The sequence below is a fragment of the Clostridia bacterium genome, assembly GCA_014360065.1.
Lineage (GTDB): Bacteria > Bacillota > DSM-521 > Neomoorellales > JACIYF01 > JACIYF01.
The window spans coordinates 1-12,841 of the sequence record JACIYF010000008.1; the positions used below are offsets into that span (position 1 = coordinate 1).

Consider the following 12,841-nt stretch of genomic DNA (forward strand, 5'->3'; position numbering starts at 1 on the left):
CCGCAGCTGTGGGCAGGCCTCAGGCGTTTCGGGCGGTAGGAGGAGCAGAGGCCAAGAATTTGACCTCTATTATTATTTCTTGCCACCGGGTTGTGGCTGCCCGAGGAGGGCTAGGTGGGTACCGACTAGGTCTGGAGATGAAGGCAAGGCTTCTACGCCTTGAGGGATCAAGAGTTTGGTAGGCATATAAGTTGACAGGTCAACTAGGAATAGGAAGTTGACATCCAGACAGAATAGACTTAGCCGCAATGAAGGTTAGGTATAACTGCTGAATGGGGGACTGATCATGGGTGAGCTTGTTTACTGTTGCCTTCTTCCTCACCCCCCGGTAATCGTGCCCGAGGTGGGAGGCCGAGATTTAACTGCTGTTAGCGCTACCGTTGAGGGTATGAAAAAAGCCAGCAAGGCTTTAGTCGACACTACCCCTGATACGGTATTGATCATTAGCCCTCATGGTCCAGTTTTTCGTGATGCAGTTGCCTACTTAAAGGGGCAGAAGCTCAGTGGCAGCCTTAAGGACTTTCGCGCTCCCCAAGTGGAGTTTAGTTTCGTAAATGATTTAGAGCTGATAGCTTGTATAGAAGAAGAAGCTCAGGCCATCGGAATCCCTATGGTAGGGATTGATGGTTCGTCCAGCCGGTGGTATGGAGTAGATGCGGTTCTGGATCACGGCATGATGGTGCCACTTTACTACTTGCGCCGGGCCGGGCTGCCTACGCAGGTTCGGCTGGTGGCCTTAGGCATGTCTCTACTGGGTAGAGAGCAGTTATACCGTTTCGGGGTGGGATTGCGTAAAGCCATTGCCAATTCACCGCGGAGGGTGGCCTTGGTAGCATCCGGGGATATGTCGCACCGTTTAATTCCAGGGGCTCCTGCAGGGTACGACCCTAAGGGTGAAGAGTTTGACCGCATTATCCGGGAAGCACTACAAAAAGGCGACCCTTTGCCCGTATTGAAAGTTGAGTCCCACCTAGCTGAAAGGGCCGGGGAATGCGGACTACGCTCTCTAATCATGGCCCTTGGCGCCTTGGATGGATTGGCTATAAAGCCAAGAGTGTATTCCTATGAAGGCCCTTTCGGGGTTGGGTACTTGGTGGCAGAACTTCTTCCCCAAGGCCCGGATGCTTCCCGGTCGTTCTTACCCATGTTGTTAGCCAGCCAAGCTGAGAGTGTGGCCGATATTCGCGCCCGGGAATCCCCAATTGTCAGGCTAGCCCGCCAGAGTCTGGAATATTATGTAAACCATGGAACCAAAATTGCAGCTTCTCAGGTACCAAAGTTGCCTGATGAGTTTTACAAGCGAGCTGGAGCGTTTGTCTCCATCCATACCGTAGATGGCCAGTTGCGAGGTTGCATTGGTACCGTTGGCCCTACCCAGAAGCATGTGGTGGAAGAGGTAATCGAAAATGCCATTAGCGCTGGAACCAGGGATCCCAGGTTTCCTCCGGTTCGGGCCGAAGAGCTTCCTTACCTAGTCTATTCAGTTGACGTCTTAGAGCCGCCCGAGAAGGTCTTCAGTACTGACCAGCTTGATCCCAAGCGTTACGGTATCATCGTTCGCAGTGGCTTACGTTCGGGTTTATTGTTGCCGGATTTGGAAGGAGTCGATACAGTAGAAGAGCAAATAGCCATTGCTAAGCGGAAGGCCGGGATTGGCGAAGATGAGCCTTGCGAGCTAGAGCGATTTGAAGTCCGCCGCTACCACTAACTCACCTGAGCTAGTTTACCTTGTGGACTAAGTTTATGCCTTTGACCCTGAGCTAGGTTAAAAAGAGTGGGTGGGGGCAAAAGGTTGCAAAGGGGGGTGAAGATGGAAAAGCAGCCTACAGCCATGGAGGCCCGCTATTACCAACGACTGGATGGAGGACTTACCCGGTGCTTATTGTGCCCTCACCAGTGCTTAATTCGTCCGGGGAAAAGGGGGATTTGTCGTGTACGCGAGAACCAGAATGGCCGGCTGACAGCCTTGGGGTACGGATATTGCTCCTCTCTGGCCATGGATCCCATCGAGAAGAAACCGCTGTACCACTTTTACCCTGGTGCAATGATCTTATCGGTAGGTACGGTGGGTTGCAACTTTGCTTGCGCATTCTGCCAGAATTGGGAAATTTCCCAGGCTACTGTTGTTGAGGACGATGCTCCGGACCGCTATCTTCCAGCTGATACTTTAGTTAGGATTGCAGAAAAGGAGCAGGATCGAGGTTGCATAGGCATAGCCTATACCTATTCGGAGCCGCTGGTTTGGTATGAATACGTACTGGATGTTGCCCGCAAAGCCCACCAGAAAGGGTTGCGCAATGTATTGGTAACCAATGGTTATATCGAGCCCGAACCTTTTCAAGAGCTGATACCTTGGGTGGATGCCTTAAATATCGACGTAAAGAGCTTTTCGGAGGATTTTTACCGGGGGGTTGTGCACGGCCGACGGGACCCAGTGCTGCGGACGGTGGAAACGGCAGTCCGGGCTGGGAAGCATGTGGAGGTAACTACTTTATTAGTTACCGGGCTCAATGATAACTGGGGGGAAATTGACCAGTTGGTGGATTGGCTTTCTGGTCTTAACCCTACCATTCCCCTTCATTTCTCCCGGTATTTTCCTCAGTATCGAATGGATCGCCCAGCAACGCCGGTGAGTACGCTGCAAGAAGCTAGGAAACGAGCCCAGGAGAAGCTCTTTTACGTATACCTAGGGAACGTTCCTGGGGGCGAGGGGTCGGATACGATTTGCCCTCAGTGCGGGCAAACCCTAGTTCGGAGGCTTGGGTACCATACTACGGTGGTAGGTCTGAAAGGAAAGGAGTGTAGCTGCTGTGGAAGAAAAGCGGACATAGTCGTATAGCTTCAAGGGAAATACTCTCAGGCTAAAAGCAGTGGTGCACAAATCGAGCCATCAAAAGCGAAAATAGAAGTAGGTGGCAACTACGTTGCTTATGCAGCAACAAATTGATTCACTAACAGCGCGGAGGTAGGTGCTATGTTTCCAAAGCTTGAGACCTTAAAGCGAATCGTTGACTGTGGAATTATCGCGGTGGTACGAGCGGAAAATCCAGAAGTAGCCCTAAAAATTGCTGAGGCGGTGAAGGCTGGCGGAGTAGAAGTTATTGAGATCACCATGACGGTACCTGGGGCTCCTGATGTTATTAAGGCCTTGGCCCAAGCCTATTCTAAAGGGGAGATAGTAATTGGAGCGGGCACGGTTTTGGATGCAGCCACAGCGAGAATCTCTATTCTCAACGGGGCTGAATTCGTGGTAAGTCCCCATTTGGATGAGGAGATTATACGCCTGGCCCACCGTTATCAGAAAGTTGTTATGCCGGGCACAATGACAGTAACCGAGATGGTAAAAGCCATGGAGGCAGGAGCCGATATCGTCAAGTTTTTCCCTGGCAACCTTTTTGGTCCGGCTGCAGTAAAAGCTATCCGGGGACCACTGCCCCAGGTTCCTCTTTGCCCCACGGGAGGGGTCAGCTTAAACAACGTTGCTGATTGGATCAAGGCTGGGGTAGTAGCAGTGGGAGTAGGCAGCGAACTCACCAAAGGGGCCAAGACAGGAGATTTCGAGCAAGTAACCATGACGGCCAGGCAGTTTGTGGAGGCTATTGGGCGGGCCCGAGCCTAGCGAGGTATAAACACCGCTATCGGACTATGATCTAAAAGCGACTCAGCACTCAATTTAAGGGCCGTAAGGGCGGAGTTTGGCCCGGGTCAGATATCCCCTGTCGGGTCATCGTATGCCAACAGTTGAGTGCTGGGCGGAGCAAAGGACCAGTGTTTCAGTTAGGAGAAAATGATTTATCGGAGGAGGATACGTCGATGCCCAAGGTAGTCACTTTTGGAGAGATTATGCTTCGTCTTTCTACACCAGGGAATCAACGCTTCATTCAGGCCCAAAGCTTTGAAGTTACTTACGGCGGAGCCGAGGCCAATGTAGCTGTCTCCTTGGCTAACTACGGATTGGATGCCTATTTTGTAACCAAGCTTCCAGCTAACCCGATTGGGCAAGCAGCTCTGAATCACCTTCGCCGGTACGGGGTTCACACCGACTACATTCTCAGGGGTGGGCCCCGACTGGGTATCTACTTTCTAGAATCGGGGGTGGCTCAGCGACCATCCAAGATCGTATATGATCGCCTACCCTCGGCTTTATCCGAGGCTTTGCCTGAGGAGTTCAAGTGGCAGGACATTTTTAAAGGAGCTTCTTGGTTCCATTTTACTGGGATTACCCCGGCCTTATCAGTCAACGCATCTCAAGCTACGGTCGAGGCTGCCAAAGCGGCAAAGGCTCAGGGGGCGACAGTCAGCTGCGACCTTAATTACCGCAAGAACCTTTGGAGCCCTGAGCGAGCCAATCAAGTAATGACCGAAGCCATGCAATATGTGGATGTCCTTATAGCTAACGAGGAAGATGCCGAGAAGGTGTTTGGCATTAAGGCTTCATCTAGCGATGTCAGCGCTGGGAAACTTAGCGAGGCGGGGTACCGAGAAGTGGCCAGGCAGTTGGCAGATAGGTTTGGTCTAAGCTACGTGGCTATAACTTTGCGGGAGAGCCTGTCTGCCTCCCAGAATGGCTGGTCCGGGCTATTGTTCCACCAGGGTTCATTTTATCGTTCCCCTCGATACAACATTACTCCTATTGTTGATCGGGTTGGCGGTGGCGATTCCTTCGGAGGCGCTTTGATCTATTCGCTACTGGCTGGCAAGGACCCGCAGGATGCCCTGAATTTTGCGGTTGCTGCCTCCTGCCTGAAGCATAGCATTCCTGGAGATTTCAACCTCGTGGGCGTAGAAGAAGTGGAGCTGCTGGCACGCGGAGATGCTTCTGGCCGGGTACAGCGTTGACCGCTTAACCTGGGGAGAGGATTTTGCCCACCTTGGCCGAACTATTAACTTGCCTCGATCGCATCTGGTCAAGGTTGGGATGGTTTATGCAAGATATCGATAAAATCATCAGGTGCATAGCTTTAGAGAATGGGGCTCAGTTAGTAGGGGTCGCTGCCACTGCTGAGGTTGAGGGCGAAACGACAGCGGCCCCCACTTTTATCCCTGGAAGGCCCCAGATTGCCAGGTGGGGCACCCCCATTTTGTCTGCTGAACTTAAAGTCTTTCCCAGGGCCGTCGTAATTGGCGTTCCAGTCTTGCGATCAGTCTTGGACACCCTGAAGGATGGTCCCAATCATATTTATTACCATCACTACCGCCAGATCAATCTGCTCCTGGATCAAGTAGCCCTAAAAATAGGCCTTTATCTTGAAAAAGCCGGATATAAATCCATCCCAATAGCTGCCTCGCAGATCGTGGACTGGGAAAGTCAACGGGCCTATGTCTCGCACAAGGAGCTGGCTCGCCTGGCTGGCCTTGGGTGGCGCGGCCGTAACAACTTGTTAGTTACAGAAAAATGGGGTGCTGCGGTCAGGCTTGCTAGCATTCTTACCGATGCTCCATTGGCAACAGGATTACCTCTGGACCGGGACTGCGGGAACTGTTATGCTTGTGTTAGAGTCTGCCCGGCTGGCGCAATAAAGAGAGACGTCTCCCGATTTGATCACTTGGCTTGCTTTCAAGAGCTCAGGCAGCTTAGTCGGGAACGTAATATAGGACAATACATCTGTGGTTTATGCATAAAAGCTTGTTACAGAGGCGGTGGCTGTGGGCAAAGTTAGGTGGCCAGACCCAGCTAAAATCTTTGCTGGCCTTTTAACTTCGCATCCTGATTTGCTGGCGGAAGCCAAAGTAAGGCTGGTTGCTCATTTAGGTCCCATAGATCTGGAAAGCGAAGTTTGGGACTTCAAGTTCACCGACTACTATCAAAAGGAAATGGGGCCAAAGCTGAAGCGGCAGTTTGTAAGCTTTAGTCACTTGCAGTCTCCGGAGGAGCTCCCGAGGATTAAAATACTTACTAATCAAATTGAATGGGACTTGGCAGTTGAAGGTAAGCGGCGCGTAAATATTGATCCAGGTTATGTAAACTTGGCTAAGTTGGTTCTAGCTACTACCAAGGACTATTCGCACCGATTATACCTAGGTCACGGAATCTATGGAGAAGTGACTTTAATCTACCGAAAAGGCGGATGGCAGGCGCTTCCTTGGACCTATATGGACTATCGCAGCCAGAGTTATCTGGAGTTTTTCCTAAGGCTGCGGGAACTTTATCAGCGGCAATTGAGATCGGCCACCAGCTATCAACAAGCACTAAGCTGTGGCCGTTTGGAAGACAAGTTGCCCAACCAAGAAGGGGTGTAGGATGAAGCGGTTATTTGGGCTGGCCTCTTTGGTCTTGGTAGCCTATATCTTCTTCTTATTTCAACCGTCGGAAATGTTGAGCGAGCGCCAACCTGGAGAGCAGGTGCCGGTTACCTCCCAGCAGCAAAACTTGATGCAGGATCTTACCCAGAATCAAACCTTAGTCTCAAAACTGCTGTTGGCTTCGGTAGTTGTTGAGGGCGAGCTTTCCCGAGAGCGCCAAGGTAACTACATCTATTATAGGACCTCCGATGGCACTGGTTTCAATATATCGCCCAGCGGAATTATCGTTACTGCTTATCATGTAGTCAAAGATGTCCGGCCCGGGACTATTACCATCCAATTTCGGGGGCGACCGAAACAAAGTGCCCGGCTGATCAAGGCTATTCCCGAGCATGACATAGCTATTCTCGAGCTAAGCCGGCCTCGCTCCGGCCTGCCCTACCTTAAACTGGCTGATAGGAGTGTAGCGCCCATGGATATAGTTTGCTTGGCCGGATACCCGGAAAAAAAAGGAATACTGGTGGAATCTGGTATAGTGAGTTATGTCAACTTAACCATACCGGTGAAGATGCAGGGCCAAAATCAATTGGAAGTTGGGACCTTTGCCATTGGAGCTCAAGCCTATCCGGGTATGAGCGGTGGCCCGGTAGTTAATTCTAAGGGGGAAGCGGTTGGGGTCCTGGTGGCTGCCGGTACCGATCCTCGTCGGATCGAGTGTTATGCAGTTCCACTTGAAGCGGTGGGGACGATCGTCAAAAGGCTAGCGGCATGATTACTAGCAGGGGTAATAGCTGGCAATCGTAGAAAGGAGCAAGGTGTAGTACGGGCTGCTTTGCACTGTTCCCATATCTGGGGCTGCGGCCAATCGAACCATTTTGGTGCGCATTTCTGGGGTTGGCCATGGTAATTGCTGAGGCTACGGTTAGGCTAATATTTAGCAGGCTTCGTGCTATGAACGAACGACACTAATTGATGGTGGTGCTTCATGATGGTAAACGGTAAAGGGAAAATAGTAATCGTGGGTGGAGTAGCGGCTGGTGGTAGTGCCGCTGCTAAAGCTAGGCGGGTCAATGAGGCGGCTGAAATCGTTGTCTTCGAGAAAGGAGGTTATGTGTCTTTTGCCAACTGTGGGTTGCCTTATCATATAGGCGGACAAATCAAGGACCGCGACGAATTGTTCCTGGTTACGCCAGAACGATTTTGGGAACGGTTCCGGGTCAACGTACGTACTAACTGTGAGGTTGTGAGCCTCGATAGGACCCGGCATACGGTTAGGGTGTATGACCTCAACCAGGATCGTGAATACGAGGAGAGCTACGATAAACTGATTCTGGCACCAGGGGCCCGGCCAACCAGATTGCCGGTACCCGGTACCGACCTCGAGGGAATTTTTACCTTGTGGTCTGTTCCCGATATGGATGCTATCCTGCGTTACATACAAGTACAAAGGCCGGAGCGGGCTTTGGTGGTAGGGGCAGGGTTTGTAGGACTAGAGATGGTAGAGGCGCTGCTTGACCGGGGTTGCAAGGTAGCGCTGGTTGAAGCGCTGCCGCAGGTGCTCCCGGTTCTAGATGAGGAAATGACCCTACCCCTAGCTAGGCACCTGGAAGAACTAGGGGTTGACGTTCTACTGGAGACCAGGGTAGAACGGTTTGAGCCTTGCCAGGGCTTGGGCGGGGCTCGCGAGCCTAGTGACAGGGCTAGAGTGGGGAGCGCAGTATTGGACGATGGGACTGTGCTGCCATGCGAGTTAGTAATCTTAGCTGTGGGAGTTAGGCCTAACACTGATTTGGCTAGGGCAGCCGAGATCGCCTTGGGGGAGCACGGTGGCATCCTGGTAAATTCGAAAATGCAAACTAGCGACCCGGATATCTACGCCGCTGGCGATGTGGTTGAATCCAAGCATTGGATAACCGGACAAAGGGTATGGGCCCCGCTAGCAGGTCCGGCCAACAAGCAAGGCCGAGTAGCAGGAGCCAACGCAGCCCTAGCCCTGCTAGGGGTAAAGGATGAAAGCCTTTACTTGCATTTTCAGGGAACCCTGGGGACCACGATTATTAAGGTGGGAAAAATGACTGCGGCCAAGACGGGCCTCAGCGAACGGGAGGCCAGGCGGGCTGGACTTAGGTATTATGTATCCTATACACCTTCGCCCGACCATGCGACTTACTACCCCGGAGCTGAGATCATGATGATCAAGACCTTGTTTAGCCGGGATGATAGCCGAGTATTGGGAGCACAAATTGTTGGCACCAAGGGAGTTGACAAGCGTATCGATGTTTTGGCCACGGCTATCCGTGCCCAGTTTACGGCCGAGGATTTAGAGCAGCTGGACCTGGCTTACGCTCCACCCTATTCTTCCGCCAAAGATCCGGTAATAATGGCCGGGATGGTAGGAGCCAATATTGCCAGGGGAGATATGGAGGTTATCACCCCTGGCGAACTGCGAGATTGGCTCAGGGCGGCCGGGGTATTCAAGTCGGATCAGAATCGCCAACAAGTAAACGCCGAGTCCTTGCCGCAGATCGTGGATGTGCGTACTCCGGACGAGTACCGACACGGTAATATTCCCGGGTCTGTAAACATACCGCTGGAACATTTAAGGGAGCGGTTGGGCGAGCTGGACCCCAACCAACCTACGGTTGTTTACTGTTTAATTGGTTACCGGGCATACCTTGCCTACCGCATCCTCAAGCAACACGGGTTCAAGTCCATTAAAAACTTGAGCGGAGGGATGCGGGCTTGGTCGATGCGTCTGAAGGATAAGTAAGGGCAATATCGTTCCTAGAGATTACCGGCCCTACGGTGCGATCAAGGATAAACTGGATTACCTCCAATGCGTCAGTGCTAAGATACACCATGGCATTAGGTTCCTTATGCAGCACGCCGAAGTAGTCGGCAATTGATTGACCGCGGGTGAGGTCACCGTAGGTACAAATCTCCACATATAGAGGTAGAGCTTGGCCCCATTCCGGGTGAATGACTAGGGCAATAGCCAAGGCATCGTTTACCACACAGCCGTCAAGCCCTTCTCGTTCTCGGTGAAAATCGACATAAAAGCGTACTAGCTGGCCGAGGAATTGTGCGGCGGAATTGTCCTTGATGCTAACTAGTTTGCTTACCAAGGCTTGGCTAAATATTATTTTTCTGGTTACGTCCAAACCTACCATCCGAATGGGAATGCCGGAGGCAAACACTGCCTGAGCCGCTTCTGGGTCAGCCCAAAAGTTGAATTCAGAGACCGGGGTAATATTGCCTGGCGCCAGGGCTGAACCGCCCATGAGGATGATTTCTTTGATCTTTTTTCTCATTAAGCTGGGGTTGAGCCCCAAGGCTAGTGCCAGGTTGGTCAGTGGACCCAGGGCAATCACAGAGAGCTGGCCTTCTGAGGCCTCAAGCATGTGTAGCATAGCTAAAGGCCCAGGAACGGCAGGCACTGCCACCCGACTGGGGACTTTAAGATATCCCAGCCCGGTATCGCCATGGGTCTCCTTGGCAACTTGAGCCGGACGGCTGAGGGGAGCAGAGGCTCCTTGGTAAACAGGTATGTCACCTTGGTTGTCTGGGCGAAAAAGGCTCAGGATGTAGCAAGCGTTTTGGAAAGTGTTATCAACAGTATTGTTGCCAAAGCAGGTTGTCACCCCGACGATCTCAAGCTCAGGGGAACGCACTGCTAAAGCCAATGCCACAGCATCATCAATTCCCGGGTCGGTATCAATAATAACCTTAATAGGTAAGTTCACTGCCAATTCCCTCCTCCTCTGCGTGCTTACCTTTCGGCGGCGACAATCAGCTGTACCCAAAGCCACCCGGGTCACACTCCGTCCTCGGCCTCGGTCCACCAGTGAGAAGTCGACCTTGTCAGCGGTAGCCTTTGGGTGAAGTCGATCAAATTTCGCTCGGCCAGGCAGGTTTTTTCATTACCTAGTTGTGCGGCTTGCCGCATGAGGGATTCCTCCATGCTGTTCGAAAAAGGCTTCAACTTCTTTTCTTGTAGGCATTGAGGTTTGAGCACCGGGGCGAGTGGTGCTGAGGGCGCCAGTAGCATTGGCAAACGATAAGGCCTCTAAGACATCTTGGCCCCTAGCGAGGGCGGTAGCCAACCCACCGGCAAACGCGTCGCCGGCTGCGGTCGTATCGATGGCAGTCACGGCATATCCCTTAACCCACTTACACCCTTGGTCCCAAGCCACCACGGCACCGTTGGCACCTAGCTTAATAATGGCAACGGGAAACCCTAGTTGGCGAAGGCGAGATACGGCCGCCAGAGCCTCTTTTGGTTCCCCCACTGGTTGCCCGAGCAGAATTTCAGCTTCATGTTCGTTTGGAGTTATTATGTCAACTAATTGAGCTAGTTCAGGCGCGAGAGGCCGAGCTGGAGCTGGGTCAAGAATAACCGTCAACCCCTTTTCTTTAGCTTTGCGGGCGGCATAGAGTACTGTTTCCTGCGGTATTTCCTGCTGCAGCATCAAAATCCGAGCTTCACCCCAGGAAGCGGCTGTGGCATCGATATCATCAGGGCTCAGGTGGGCATTAGCCCCGGCAACGACAATAATGCGATTCTCTCCAGTAGAATCTACTTCAATGAGCGCAGTACCCGTAGGCGCTTCGTGTTCTACTATGATAGAACTGGTATTAACTCCGGCCCCTGAAAGGCTAGCCAGCAGCTGCCGGCCAAAGGCGTCATCGCCTATTCTCCCCACCATCGCTACCGTGGATCCCAACTTACTTGCAGCTAAGGCTTGGTTAGCCCCTTTCCCTCCGGGAAACATGCTAAAGCTGTCGCCGTACACAGTCTCTCCCAAAGAAGGGAGGCGGGGAGCTACGACTACTAGGTCCATATTAAGGCTTCCGACTACGATTATATCAGGGCTCAACAAGTTGACCACTCCTTGAGGTTCGGTGACCGACTTCTTAGCGGTTACCACTTTGGTCGAAATTTATAATTCGACTGGGATAACCAGTTTTTCCTTCTTTTGAACCACTACTGCATCCATCTTTTGTAGTTGCAGTTGCCACCATGCTTTGGCCGCTTATTCCGCTTGCTCTTACATTTTTCCCATTTTTCTGGCATAGGGGTGGATTTAAGTGCTTACTTTTGTTAGAATTGGCTTAACCAGAGAGACTTCAGTTTGGTGGGGTGTAACGCAGAGGAGTTGAGAGGATGGTCGAAGCACGGGTAGAAGATCAGATCTGGCAATTCTGGCGGTTGGTAAGAAAACATGGCGGAGGCTTTCTGGAGGTAGCTTCTAAAGGGCCTGATGGTTTTTTGGTTCAAGGTCTTCTGTCCTGGGATGACTTCTGGGTGAGGTTGCCAATTTTGAAGCGCCGCAATGCTCGTAGGGAGGACATTTACTGTCGATTAAAGAGCGGCCAAGTGACTGTAATTGATGATGCCATGGTTCCCGAGGGAGTCATATTGCAGACTAGTTGGGATCGCTGCCAAAGTTTGGTAGTTCTGGATCGTGAGTTGAGTACCGAAGAGAAAGCCCGGCTTCAAGAGAGCCTGACTAAGCGGTATCGGGGGACTCCTCCCCGTTTTGATGGTGAGCCTTGGTGCCGTTTGCCCGGATTTATAAACTGGAAGCCGGAGCATGAACGCGATGGCAAGTTTCCCGAGGTAGTCATTATTAAAGCCAATTGGGAAGTACTTTCAGTTCCCACCATTTGGAGCGGCAGCCCACAGCGAAAACGTTGGAGCTACTTGGGTCAGGGGAGGGATTCCACCTCATCAGCCTTGAGGCAGCGCCTCAAGGAGGAGAGGCGGGCGGCAAATAGTACACAGTGGAGAGATTTTGCTACCACTGACCTTGCTGTTAGCGACTTACGGTATGCTTGCCACCTTATTCGCATGGGGCTGTCACGCCAAGAAGTGGTAGAAAGGTTGCGCCAGGAAAGCCCCAACCTAGCTGAACGTTTTGGAGTTCATGCTGATGATTACTTGCAGCGGACTGTGAACAAGGCCATTATTCATGTAAATGGGATGCTCCCTGTCTGATCATTCCCGATCGTTCTTTACCTGGCTGTGGAAGATGGCCGCTAAGCTCAGAGGGCGAGGCCTGGTTGTCCGGATCCGGTTGATGATCTGTTTTACTCCTCTGGCTTTGCTGGCTGCTTGGCCTGCAAGTTCAACCTGTTCGCGATCCTTTGCATGGCCTTGGAGAGTTACAGTACCCTTGGTAGTTTTAGGATAGACCTTAGCGGTATTAAGACGGGGATCGGCTCCTAGTTCTTGGGCTACCTCCGTGTCAATGTCTGCATCGCTAACTTGTCCATCGGTGCTGATGGCGACACTGTTTTCTACGCTTTTAACCCCAGGGATAGATTTGACTAAATCAGTGAGTCGTTCTTTTTCTGCTAGAGCATCTACTATGCCAGTGAGCAAAACATGTCCGTCTGTTACCTCGGCGTTAAGTCCGTAGCCTCGAAGGTCCTTGTCGCTATTTAGCAGGGCCTGGATGCGGTCTTGTAAATCTCCCCCCAACTCCCGGTTGTGGTTCTGGCGCGCCTTTCTCTCCCAGTCCACAAGCCCCGTCTTATAAGCAATGCTGCGCTTTACGTCTTTTTGGTTCCCATGGGGCATACTAATAAGTTGGGC

Annotated in this window: 13 protein-coding genes; 10 read left to right on the forward strand and 3 right to left on the reverse strand. The window is 52.0% G+C overall.

What is annotated here, in order from left to right; genetic code table 11:
* The 9 genes from H5U02_02605 to H5U02_02645 all read left to right on the forward strand — a co-directional run.
* The coding region (locus H5U02_02605) for a methylated-DNA--[protein]-cysteine S-methyltransferase (GenBank protein MBC7341331.1) at positions 1 to 182 on the forward strand (182 nt) is incomplete at its 5' end.
* Between the two features lie 104 nt (positions 183 to 286).
* Positions 287 to 1,708: an AmmeMemoRadiSam system protein A gene (amrA, locus tag H5U02_02610; GenBank protein MBC7341332.1), complete on the forward strand. Its 1,422-nt coding sequence runs from the start codon at positions 287 to 289 to the stop codon at positions 1,706 to 1,708.
* A 123-nt stretch (positions 1,709 to 1,831) separates the two neighbouring features.
* The gene (amrS, locus tag H5U02_02615) at positions 1,832 to 2,839 is read left to right on the forward strand and encodes an AmmeMemoRadiSam system radical SAM enzyme (protein MBC7341333.1); all 1,008 of its coding nucleotides are present in this window, start codon (positions 1,832 to 1,834) and stop codon (positions 2,837 to 2,839) included.
* A gap of 135 nt (positions 2,840 to 2,974) precedes the next feature.
* Positions 2,975 to 3,619 (forward strand): bifunctional 2-keto-4-hydroxyglutarate aldolase/2-keto-3-deoxy-6-phosphogluconate aldolase, encoded by a 645-nt coding sequence (locus H5U02_02620; GenBank protein ID MBC7341334.1) that lies wholly within the window; start codon positions 2,975 to 2,977, stop codon positions 3,617 to 3,619.
* 194 nt (positions 3,620 to 3,813) lie between these two features.
* Entirely contained in the window at positions 3,814 to 4,839 is a 1,026-nt protein-coding gene (locus H5U02_02625) for a sugar kinase (GenBank protein ID MBC7341335.1), read from the forward strand.
* A gap of 86 nt (positions 4,840 to 4,925) precedes the next feature.
* Positions 4,926 to 5,660, forward strand: coding sequence for an epoxyqueuosine reductase (locus H5U02_02630; GenBank protein ID MBC7341336.1), 735 nt, complete (start codon positions 4,926 to 4,928; stop codon positions 5,658 to 5,660).
* Positions 5,647 to 6,240 (forward strand): DUF4416 family protein, encoded by a 594-nt coding sequence (locus tag H5U02_02635; protein ID MBC7341337.1) that lies wholly within the window; start codon positions 5,647 to 5,649, stop codon positions 6,238 to 6,240. Before H5U02_02630 ends, H5U02_02635 begins: the two co-directional genes overlap by 14 nt.
* 1 nt (position 6,241) lies before the next feature.
* A complete protein-coding gene (locus H5U02_02640) occupies positions 6,242 to 7,015 on the forward strand; it encodes a trypsin-like peptidase domain-containing protein (GenBank protein MBC7341338.1) in 774 nt (257 codons plus the stop codon).
* A 216-nt stretch (positions 7,016 to 7,231) separates the two neighbouring features.
* Positions 7,232 to 9,013 (forward strand): FAD-dependent oxidoreductase, encoded by a 1,782-nt coding sequence (locus H5U02_02645; GenBank protein MBC7341339.1) that lies wholly within the window; start codon positions 7,232 to 7,234, stop codon positions 9,011 to 9,013.
* Here H5U02_02645 and H5U02_02650 read toward each other — a convergent pair.
* Positions 8,958 to 9,992 (reverse strand): nucleoside hydrolase, encoded by a 1,035-nt coding sequence (locus tag H5U02_02650; protein ID MBC7341340.1) that lies wholly within the window; start codon positions 9,990 to 9,992, stop codon positions 8,958 to 8,960. The genes H5U02_02645 and H5U02_02650 overlap by 56 nt on opposite strands.
* A gap of 171 nt (positions 9,993 to 10,163) precedes the next feature.
* Positions 10,164 to 11,084, reverse strand: a complete 921-nt coding sequence (rbsK, locus tag H5U02_02655) for a ribokinase (GenBank protein ID MBC7341341.1) — start codon at positions 11,082 to 11,084, stop codon at positions 10,164 to 10,166.
* Between the two features lie 323 nt (positions 11,085 to 11,407).
* Between rbsK and H5U02_02660 the strand changes: the two genes are divergently transcribed.
* A complete protein-coding gene (locus tag H5U02_02660; protein MBC7341342.1) occupies positions 11,408 to 12,241 on the forward strand; it encodes a hypothetical protein in 834 nt (277 codons plus the stop codon).
* On the opposite strand, the gene H5U02_02665 is transcribed toward H5U02_02660, so the two are convergent.
* Positions 12,242 to 12,826: a BON domain-containing protein gene (locus tag H5U02_02665; protein ID MBC7341343.1), complete on the reverse strand. Its 585-nt coding sequence runs from the start codon at positions 12,824 to 12,826 to the stop codon at positions 12,242 to 12,244.
* Between the last annotated feature and the right edge of the window lie 15 nt (positions 12,827 to 12,841).

Bases quoted from the DNA above. Each gene is read 5' to 3' on its own strand.
- H5U02_02620 (MBC7341334.1), top strand. From the start codon at position 2,975: ATGTTTCCAAAGCTTGAGACCTTAAAGCGAATCGTTGACTGTGGAATT.
- H5U02_02630 (MBC7341336.1), top strand. From the start codon at position 4,926: ATGCAAGATATCGATAAAATCATCAGGTGCATAGCTTTAGAGAATGGG.
- amrA (MBC7341332.1), top strand. From the start codon at position 287: ATGGGTGAGCTTGTTTACTGTTGCCTTCTTCCTCACCCCCCGGTAATC.
- H5U02_02625 (MBC7341335.1), top strand. From the start codon at position 3,814: ATGCCCAAGGTAGTCACTTTTGGAGAGATTATGCTTCGTCTTTCTACA.
- amrS (MBC7341333.1), top strand. From the start codon at position 1,832: ATGGAGGCCCGCTATTACCAACGACTGGATGGAGGACTTACCCGGTGC.
- H5U02_02660 (MBC7341342.1), top strand. From the start codon at position 11,408: ATGGTCGAAGCACGGGTAGAAGATCAGATCTGGCAATTCTGGCGGTTG.
- H5U02_02640 (MBC7341338.1), top strand. From the start codon at position 6,242: ATGAAGCGGTTATTTGGGCTGGCCTCTTTGGTCTTGGTAGCCTATATC.
- H5U02_02665 (MBC7341343.1), bottom strand. From the start codon at position 12,826: ATGCCCCATGGGAACCAAAAAGACGTAAAGCGCAGCATTGCTTATAAG.
- H5U02_02645 (MBC7341339.1), top strand. From the start codon at position 7,232: ATGGTAAACGGTAAAGGGAAAATAGTAATCGTGGGTGGAGTAGCGGCT.
- rbsK (MBC7341341.1), bottom strand. From the start codon at position 11,084: ATGGACCTAGTAGTCGTAGCTCCCCGCCTCCCTTCTTTGGGAGAGACT.